General features: G+C 73.3%; 9 protein-coding genes. 5 read left to right on the top strand and 4 right to left on the bottom strand.

What is annotated here, in order from left to right; genetic code table 11:
* Nucleotides 1-162: 162 nt before the first annotated feature.
* Nucleotides 163-993, top strand: a complete 831-nt coding sequence (fdhD, locus tag ACFW1A_RS34890; protein WP_380416405.1) for a formate dehydrogenase accessory sulfurtransferase FdhD — start codon at nucleotides 163-165, stop codon at nucleotides 991-993.
* A 30-nt stretch (nucleotides 994-1,023) separates the two neighbouring features.
* Here fdhD and ACFW1A_RS34885 read toward each other — a convergent pair whose 3' ends face one another.
* The gene (locus ACFW1A_RS34885; protein ID WP_380416403.1) at nucleotides 1,024-1,413 is read right to left on the bottom strand and encodes a DUF4345 domain-containing protein; all 390 of its coding nucleotides are present in this window, start codon (nucleotides 1,411-1,413) and stop codon (nucleotides 1,024-1,026) included.
* Between the two features lie 85 nt (nucleotides 1,414-1,498).
* On the opposite strand from ACFW1A_RS34885, the gene ACFW1A_RS34880 reads away from it, so the two are divergent.
* Both ACFW1A_RS34880 and ACFW1A_RS34875 read left to right on the top strand, forming a co-directional pair.
* Nucleotides 1,499-2,128: a TetR/AcrR family transcriptional regulator gene (locus ACFW1A_RS34880; protein WP_380416400.1), complete on the top strand. Its 630-nt coding sequence runs from the start codon at nucleotides 1,499-1,501 to the stop codon at nucleotides 2,126-2,128.
* Nucleotides 2,129-2,160: 32 nt separating this feature from the next.
* Nucleotides 2,161-3,123, top strand: a complete 963-nt coding sequence (locus ACFW1A_RS34875) for a DUF1152 domain-containing protein (protein WP_380416398.1) — start codon at nucleotides 2,161-2,163, stop codon at nucleotides 3,121-3,123.
* A gap of 13 nt (nucleotides 3,124-3,136) precedes the next feature.
* On the opposite strand, the gene ACFW1A_RS34870 is transcribed toward ACFW1A_RS34875, so the two are convergent.
* A complete protein-coding gene (locus ACFW1A_RS34870) occupies nucleotides 3,137-4,489 on the bottom strand; it encodes a hypothetical protein (protein ID WP_380416396.1) in 1,353 nt (450 codons plus the stop codon).
* 247 nt (nucleotides 4,490-4,736) lie between these two features.
* Between ACFW1A_RS34870 and dacB the strand changes: the two genes are divergently transcribed.
* Entirely contained in the window at nucleotides 4,737-6,338 is a 1,602-nt protein-coding gene (dacB, locus tag ACFW1A_RS34865; RefSeq protein WP_380416393.1) for a D-alanyl-D-alanine carboxypeptidase/D-alanyl-D-alanine-endopeptidase, read from the top strand.
* A gap of 196 nt (nucleotides 6,339-6,534) precedes the next feature.
* Entirely contained in the window at nucleotides 6,535-6,702 is a 168-nt protein-coding gene (locus tag ACFW1A_RS34860; protein WP_380416389.1) for a hypothetical protein, read from the top strand.
* Nucleotides 6,703-6,754: 52 nt separating this feature from the next.
* Here ACFW1A_RS34860 and ACFW1A_RS34855 read toward each other — a convergent pair whose 3' ends face one another.
* A complete protein-coding gene (locus tag ACFW1A_RS34855; RefSeq protein ID WP_380416384.1) occupies nucleotides 6,755-7,900 on the bottom strand; it encodes a flotillin family protein in 1,146 nt (381 codons plus the stop codon).
* Nucleotides 7,901-7,913: 13 nt separating this feature from the next.
* A complete protein-coding gene (locus tag ACFW1A_RS34850; RefSeq protein ID WP_380416378.1) occupies nucleotides 7,914-8,168 on the bottom strand; it encodes a hypothetical protein in 255 nt (84 codons plus the stop codon).
* Nucleotides 8,169-8,613 lie beyond the last annotated feature (445 nt).

The following is an 8,613-nucleotide window of genomic DNA, read 5'->3' as shown; positions in this document are numbered from 1 at the left end:
GGGCGCCCGCCCCCCGCGCGTGGGATCTTGGCGGGCCCAGCCGGGGCGGGGGGGGGGGGGGGGGGGGGGGGGCGCCCCCCCCCCCCCCCCCGCGGGGGTGGGACGGTCGCCCCGGACCGGCCGCCGTAGGCTTGCGGTGGATTCGAGGACGAAGGAGTGACCATGGGGCGAGTGACCGTACGGCGGCCGGTGCTGCGGCTGCGCGACGGTTCGTCCACCCAGCGCCCGGACACCCTGGCGGCCGAGGAGCCGATGGAGATCCGGGTGGGCGGGCGGCCGCTGACCGTCACGATGCGCACACCCGGCGACGACTTCGACCTCGCGGCCGGGTTCCTGGTCAGCGAGGGCGTGCTGCACCACGCCGAGCAGCTGGCCGCGATCCGCTACTGCGCGGGCGCCACCGCCGACGGCGGGAACACCTACAACGTGGTGGACGTCGCGTTGGCCCCCGGCGTCCCGGCGCCCGACGCCTCGCTGGAGCGCAACTTCTACACCACCTCCTCCTGCGGCCTGTGCGGCAAGGCCAGCCTGGACGCCGTGCGCACCACGGCCGCCTGGTCGGTCGCCGAGGACCCGCTGCGCACCACCCCCGAGGTGCTGTCGGCCCTGCCCGACCGGCTGCGCGCCGCTCAGCGCGTCTTCGACACCACCGGCGGCCTGCACGCGGCCGGCCTGTTCACCGCGGCCGGCGACCTGCTCGCCGTGCGCGAGGACGTCGGCCGCCACAACGCGGTGGACAAGGTCATCGGCCACGCCCTGCGCGAAGGCCTGCTCCCGCTGCGCGACACCGTCCTGATGGTCAGCGGCCGGGCCTCCTTCGAACTGGTCCAGAAGGCCGTGATGGCCGGCATCCCACTACTCGCCGCCGTCTCCGCCCCCTCCTCCCTCGCCGCCGACCTCGCCGCCGAGACCGGCCTCACCCTGGTCGGCTTCCTGCGCGGCACCTCGATGAACGTGTACACGGGCGCCGAGCGGGTCACGGTGGGCGGCTGACCCGGGGGCCGACCAGCCAACAAAGCACTACTAGGCCCCCGCGACCGCCCGCTCCTCGGCACCGGCAAGCCAGAAGTAGACCGGGGGCAGGCCGAGTTCGAGCACCGTCAGGGGCACCTGGAACCAGTTCGGCCAGCCCACCACGGCCAGCGAGAGCAGCCGGCCCGCGCCACCGAGCAGGAAGACGCCGGCCAGTCGGCGCACCGCCGTGGCCGGGATCGGCCGTTGGCGGCCGGCCCGGATCCAGGCCAGGCCGTAGCCGGCGAAGACAGCGCCGAAGAACCGGCCCAGGCTGTCCATCGTCGGCCCGGCCGAACCGGCGCCCGGAACCGCGGCGTTGCCGAGGGCCATGTGCTCCAGTCCGATGAGCAGGCAGGCAACCCCCATCGTCCACACCAGCAGTCTGAGTGCCCTGGCCATGGCCCCTCCCGGATCCGGCTCTAGTTGACATGCGTCTACTAAGGTAGGGGGCTCCAGTAGACACGTGTCAAGTAGGCTGCTTCCCGTGCCTCCCCGCCAGCGACTCAGCCCAGCCGACCGCCGCGCCCAACTGCTGTCCGTCGCGGCGACGCTGTTCGCCGCTCACCCGTACGAAGAGGTGCTGATGGAGCAGGTCGCCGAGCGGGCCGGCGTCTCGCGCGCGCTGCTCTACCGTCACTTCCCCAGCAAGCAGGTCCTGTTCGCGGAGCTCTACCAGCAGGCAGCCGACCAGCTGCTGGCCCGGACCAGACTCGATCCCGCCGACACCCTGACCGAGCAACTGGTCCAGGGCCTGGACGAGCACCTCGACTATTTCGTCGCCAATCGCCACGCCGTGCTCGCCGCCAACCGCGTGCTGGCCGGCGACCCGGTGATCCAGACCATCATCAGCAACGAGCTCGACGCGCTGCGCGCCCGCCTCCTCACCGTGCTCCCCCTCACCGACGACCGGGCCCGCGCGGCAGTCTCCAGCGTGCTGAAGGGCTGGCTGGTCTTCGTCCGCGTCCTCTGCGTGGACTGGCTCACCGAGCCGACCTGCGACCGCGCCACCCTGCGGGACACCTGCGTCGGCGCGGTCCTGGGCGCCCTCGGGCCGCTGCTCGCCGCCGACCCGACTCCCGCCCCGGCCCGGCCCGACCCGCCGGAATCCGGGTGACGCCGGAGCCGCCGGACCGGTACCTTCCCCGGATGCCCACGCTCTTCGAACCGCCGCTGCTCACCCGTCTGAAGGCCGCCGACCGGATCCTGATCGCCGGGGCCGGCGGCGGGTTCGACGTCTACGCCGGGCTGCCGATCGCGCTCGCGCTGCGCGCCGCGGGCAAGGAGGTGCACCTGGCCAGCCTGTCGTTCAGCCACCTCTACGGACTGGACGCCGACGTGTGGCTGGAGCCCGAGCTGGCCCGGATCACCCCGGACACGCGCTCCGCCGAGCCGTACTTCCCCGAGCGGACGCTGGCCCGCTGGCTGCGGTTGCACCGGATGCCCGACACGGTGTGGGCCTTCGCCTCGGTCGGGGTGCAGCCGCTGCGGGCGGCGTACCGGGCGCTGGTGGAGCACCTCGGGATCGACGCGATCCTGCTGGTGGACGGCGGCACCGACATCCTGATGCGCGGGGACGAGGCGGGGCTCGGCACCCCCGAGGAGGACATGGCCAGTCTCGCGGCGGTCGCCGGTCTGCCGGAGGTGCCGGAGCGGCTGGTGGCCTGCCTCGGCTTCGGGGTGGACGCCTACCACGGCGTCAGCCACACCCTGGTACTGGAGAACCTCGCGGCCCTCGACCGCGCGGGCGGCTACCTGGGCGCCTTCTCCATCCCGCGCGACTCGCGCGAGGGCTCGCTCTACCTGGACGCCGTCCAGCACGCCCGGGACGCCTTCCCCGAGCACCCCAGCATCGTCAACGGCTCGGTGGCGGCCGCGCTGCAGGGCCGGTTCGGGGACGTCCGGTTCACCGACCGGACGAGGAACAGCGAACTGTTCGTCAATCCGCTGATGACGCTGTACTTCGGCGTGACGGTCGAGTCGCTGGCCGCGCACAACCTCTACCTGGACCGGATCGAGCGCACCCACCTGATGCGCCAGATCAGCTCGGTGATCGAGGAGTTCCGGGACGGGCTGCCGAGCCGGCGCCCGCCCCGGATGTTCCCGCACTGAGCGGCGCCGCGCGCTACGGCAGGGCGACCGTGACGGTGGCGGCCCAGATGTCGTCCTCGGTGGCAGTCGGCGCGACCGCGCTGCCCCAGGCGACGGCCAGGCGGGTGGGTGAGAGGGCGGAGAAGCCGAAGGTGTCCCCGGGCCAGACCGTGCCGGTGCCGAATGCCTGCGAGACCTGGACCGGGGCGGAGAGCCAGCCCTGCTTGACGGAGAAGGTCCGCAGGTACTGCGCGTAGCCGCGCGGGTCGCTGCTGCCCAGCCAGCCCACGTACGCGATCCCGGGCGGGCCGGCCACCACCTGCATGATGTGCGGGACGTTCAGGGTGTCGGTCGGCGCCTGGACGGGGGTGGACCAGGTGGCGCCGTGGTCCCGGGAGTAGCTGAGCCAGCCGGTGTCGGTGGTCGCTTCCTGGGTGTCCCAGGTCGCGTACAGCGTCCCGTCCGGGCCGAGCGCCTCGGCGCCGTCGATCCACCACTCGCTGTTGTTCATCGTCCCGGCGGCGGGGCCGATCCGCACCGGCGGCGACCAGGTGGCCCCGCCGTCGGTGGAGCGGGTCGCGTAGGTGTGGGCGACGGTGAGGTTGTCGGTCGGGACGTCGGTGACCACGTAGCCCTGGTACACCGCGTCGAGCGACCCGTCCGGCTCGACCAGGATGGGCGCGCTGTCGCCACCGCTGTTCGGGTAGCCGGGGCTGACGTACGTCATCGGGCTCCAGGTCCGGCCGCCGTCGGTGGACTTCTGCATCACCACGTTGACGTCACCGGTGGCGAACGCGCAGCTGCCGCTCGGCGCGCAGACGAAGGTCACCGCCGCCGCGCTCGGGCCGTAGTCCCAGGTGAGGTAGAGCGTGCCGTCGGGGCCGGCGGCGATGAAGTCCCGGTCGGCCCAGTTACCGGCGTCCGGCGGCACGATCGAGCCGGCGGTCTTGAAGGTGGCGCCGTGGTCGGTGCTGACGTCGACCACCGGGTAGCTCAGGCCGGAGCGGGACACCATGAAGGCCACGTAGACGGCGCCGTTCGGCGCGACGGTGACCGCCGGGTCCCAGGACCGCTGGCCCTTCTGCCCCTCGCTGCCGGGCAGGGTGAGCGGAGCACCGAACGAGGCGCCGCCGTCGAGCGAACCGGCGAAGCCGATGCCCTTGCAGCCGATCCAGGCGTCGTACACGCCGTCGACCGCCGGGTCGACGGCCTGGATGGTCTCGGCGTTCTGTCCGGCGCAGGGGGCCGAGATGTTCACCGGCATGCTGACCGCGTAGCCGGCGCGGACCGGTGCGGCCTGCGCCGGGCCCGCGGTGAGGCCGAGCGCGGTGGCGCCGACGCACAGGCCGGCTATCAGGGATCGGAACGTGGCGCGGGGTACGTGCACGGGCTGATCTCCTCGTGACGACGGGGGTGAGGGTGACGGACCGTCAGTGGGGACGGGCGGCCCGTCCTTGTCGGATTCCCCCGCGCCTCACTTCCGAAGCCACGCAACTGTCCGGCTCCGCCCGCCGGGGCGGGCCCGCGCGAACGGCTCCCCCGCTTCGCCCAAGCGGATGGCTTTGGCCCACACGCCGTCAGACCTGGCCCCGAGCACCGGAGTTCCACCCGTACGGGTACCTACCATGCGGGGCATGAGCAGAAAGTTCCCCGGCCGCCTGCAGGCGTGGGCCGCCGCCTTCGCCACCGTGCTGGCCGTGACGGCCTCGACCGCCGCCGCCCCGGCCGCCGCGCCGCCGGGCGACATCCCGCCGGACATCGCGGCGATCATGGCGAAGCCCCCGTACGAGCACGCCCAGTGGGCCCTGCTGGAGATCGACCCGGCGACGGGGCAGACCTTCCACTCCCAGTTCCCGGACCAGTTCTTCACGGCCGGCTCGACCACCAAGCTGGTCACCATCTCGGGCAGCCGGCACACCGTCGGGCCGGACCACCGGTTCACCACGCCGGTGCACGCGATCGGCACCCGCGACGGCGCGACCCTGCACGGCAACCTGGCCATGGTCGCCCAGGGCGACCTCACCATGGGCGGGCGCACCCGGCCGGACGGCACCGTCGACTACGTCCCGATCGACCACACCTACGCCAACGACCTGCCCGGCGCCACGCTCACCCCCGAGGACCCGCTCGCCGGGCTGGACCAGATCGCCCAGCAGGTGCGGGACGCGGGCATCACCGCGGTGGACGGCGACGTGGTGGTCGACCCGCGGATCTTCACGCCCCCGGCGCTCGATCCGCAGCCGACCCCGCTGATCATCAACGACAACCTGATCGACCTGCTCACCACGCCCACCACCGAGGGCCGGCCGGCCCAGCTGAGCTGGCGGCCGCAGGTGGCGCCGTACCAGGTGACCTCGGAGGTCACCACCGGTCCCGCCGGCAGCACGACCGCCATCAACGTCACCACCTCGCCCGACGGCACCCGGATCACCCTCACCGGGTCGATCGCCGCAGACGCGCAGCCCGCGTTGAAGGTCTCCCACGTCCAGGACCCGAACGCGTTCGGGCGCACCGCCCTGATCGAGGCCCTCGGCCGCGCCGGAGTCACCGTCAGCGCGCCGCCGACCGGCGCGAACCCGGACGGCACGCTGCCCGCCTCCTACGACGACGACCCGCAGGTCGCCGCCTACGTCTCCCCGCCGTACGAGCAGTACGCCAAGCTGATCCTCAAGGTCAGCCACAACCTCGGCGCCAACCTGGCGCTGTGCAACATGGCGGTCGCCCGGGGCAGCAAGGACTGCTCCGACGGTTTCGCGATCGAGCGGGACTTCCTGAGCGGGACGGCCGGCGTGGACCCGGGCCAGTTCCAGCTGGTGGACGGGCGCGGCGAGCCCGCGGACAAGGTCACCCCCGAGGGCATCAGCCAGATCCTGGCGTACTGGCTGCGCACCCCCGAGGCGGACGAGTTCCGCTACTCGCTGCCGATCCTGGGGGTGGACGGCACCGGCGCGCTGTCCTGCACCCACGACTGCCCGGCGAAGGGGAAGGTCTTCGCCAAGCCCGGCACCGTGATCGGAGCGGACGACCTCAACCAGCGGCTCGCGGTGGGCGCCCAGGGCCTGGGCGGCTACCTGGTGACGGACGACGGCTGCCTGCACATCTTCTACGTGATGGTCAACGGCGCCTCGACCCCGGACATCCAGAGCTTCCTGGAGGTCAACCAGGACGTCAACACGATCGCGGCCCTGCTCCAGGAGCACGCGTCCGCGACCCGCGCCGCCCTCCTCCACCACTGACCGTCCCTGCCGTGGCGCCCGGTCCCTCCCGGCCGGGCGCCGCGGCGCGCGGCCGGTCAGCCCGGCTGCCCGTCCAGGTGGGCGGCGACGACCGCGAAGAACCGCGCCGGGCCCTCGAACGGCAGGGCTCGCCAACCTGGAGGCGAAGGGGCTGATCACCCGACAGCCGCACCCGTGGCACCGCAAGGTGGTCGAGGTGAACCTCACCGAGGACGGCCGGGCGCTGCTCGCGCGGGCCGACGCGAAGGCCGTCGCGATCGAGCAGCGGATCGCCGACGGCTTCAACCCCGAGGAGCGCGCCCAGCTGATCGAGCTGCTGACCCGCGCCTCGGCGCAGCTGACCGGGGAACCGGAGCCGGACTGAGCCCGGCTCCGGCAGTCGCGCTCCCGACCGGCCGTCAGGAGCGCAGTGGGTACTACTTCTCCAGCTCGCCCGGCTGCGCCGGACCGGGGCGCTCGCCGTCGGTCGCGGCGCCGCCCTGCGGCGTCCCCAGGCCGCGGCGGACCGAGTCCAGGATCGTCAGGCCCTGGCTGACCAGGCCCGCCGCGATCTCGCCCAGGCCGTCGGCGCCGTTGAGCACGTTGACGTTCGCACCCGCGAGGCCGCCGGCCGCCTCCTTGACGATCTGCGGCAGCTGGTCGATCAGCATCCGGTCCAGCGCGACCCGGTCGTGCGAGGCGGCCGCCTCAGCCTGGATCTTCATCCGCTCCGCGTCGGCCAGCGCCAGCACCCGGATCCGCTCGGCCTCCGCCATGGCCGGCTTCACCACCTCCGCGACCAGCTGCTGCTGGCGCAGTTCGGCGGCCCGCTGGGCCAGTTCGGTCTGCGCCGCCAGCACCTCGCGCTGGGCGTTCGCCTGGGCCAGCGGACCGGCCTGGGCCGCCTCGGCCTGGGCCCGGTCCACCTCGGCGCTGTACTGCGCCTTGACCACCGCCGTCTCCCGGGCGTACTCGGCCTGGCGGCGGGCGGACTGCTGCTCCGCCTCCACCGACGCCTGGGTGGCCTGCGCCTGGGCGATCTGGGCCTGGCGCTGGATGGCCGCCCGGTGCGGGGCCGACATCGCGGAGATGTAGCCGGTGTCCCCGTCGTCGATCGACTGGATCTGCAGCGAGTCGACGATCAGGCCGATCTTCCCCATCTCCGCCTTCGAGGTGTCCAGCACCTCGGTGGCGAGCTTCTGCCGCTCGGTGACGATCTCCTCCACCGTCATCGAGCCGATGATGGCGCGCAGGTGACCGGCGAAGATCCGCCCCGTCAGCACCGACATCTGGTCCTGGTCGGAGAGGAAGCGCTGGCCGGCGTTGACGATGCTCTCGTTATCGTTGCCGACCTTGAACGCGATGACCGCCCGGACCGTCAGCGCGATGCCCTGCTTGGTCACGCAGGTCTCGGCGACCTCGGCCTCGCACATCGCCAGGGTCAGGAACCGCACCTTGCGGAAGACCGGGAACACGAACGTGCCGTGCCCGGTCACCACCCGGAACGGCGCACCGGACAGGCCCCGCCTGCCACCGGAGATCAGCATCGCCTGGTCGGGGGCGGGAACGCGGTAACCGAACATCCTGGGTCTCTCCTCAGCGCGTGCCGTCGACCCCGTTGGCCAACGGGTCGTCGATCGGATCGGTCCACTTCATCACGTCGACCTGGCGGGCGCCGCGCGATTCGATCACCAGGACCTCGGTCCCCCGTGGCAGCACCTGCTCCGACCAGGCGAGGAAGGTCTCCGAGCCGCCCCTGATCTTCACCAGCACCTCGCCCGGGCCCGCGGCCCCCCGCGTGCCGACCAGCAGCACGCCGGGGCAGCCGATCACGGCCTGGTCCGACTCCATCGGCGGCGACCCCTCTCGTCGAGCGTCGCGCGACCACCCTGGCAGTGGTCCCGGTCGGCACCCACCGGGCGCACGACCGGATCACCGTACCGGAGTGGCCCTCCCTCCAGGGTGTCACTCGGCACCCTTCCGCGGCAGCGGCACCCGCGGAGCGACCACGGAGCGGCGCGAAACCGGAACGCGGTTGCCCCCGCCGCGGGCCGCTGGACGGCGCGATCGGGGGTAGCCGCCTGCGGACAGGCACGTCGCAGATCGCAGCAGACTCGGGAGGGACCGGCTGATGAGCAGCACGGAGATCAGGGACACCCGCGTGGTCGAGGCGCTCGCCCGGGCCACGCACCGGGCGGGCGGGCGGGCCGCCGACGCGGTGCGCACCGCCCGGCAGGCCGCCGGACCGGTGCTGGCGGCGGCGGTCGACCAGGCGCGGCACGCGACCGGCAGGGTC

Origin of the sequence: Kitasatospora sp. NPDC058965, assembly GCF_042741245.1 — a bacterium.
Taxonomy (GTDB): domain Bacteria; phylum Actinomycetota; class Actinomycetes; order Streptomycetales; family Streptomycetaceae; genus Kitasatospora.
Note: the sequence above shows the minus strand (reverse complement) of the source record. Positions and strands in the feature narration are given on the sequence as shown.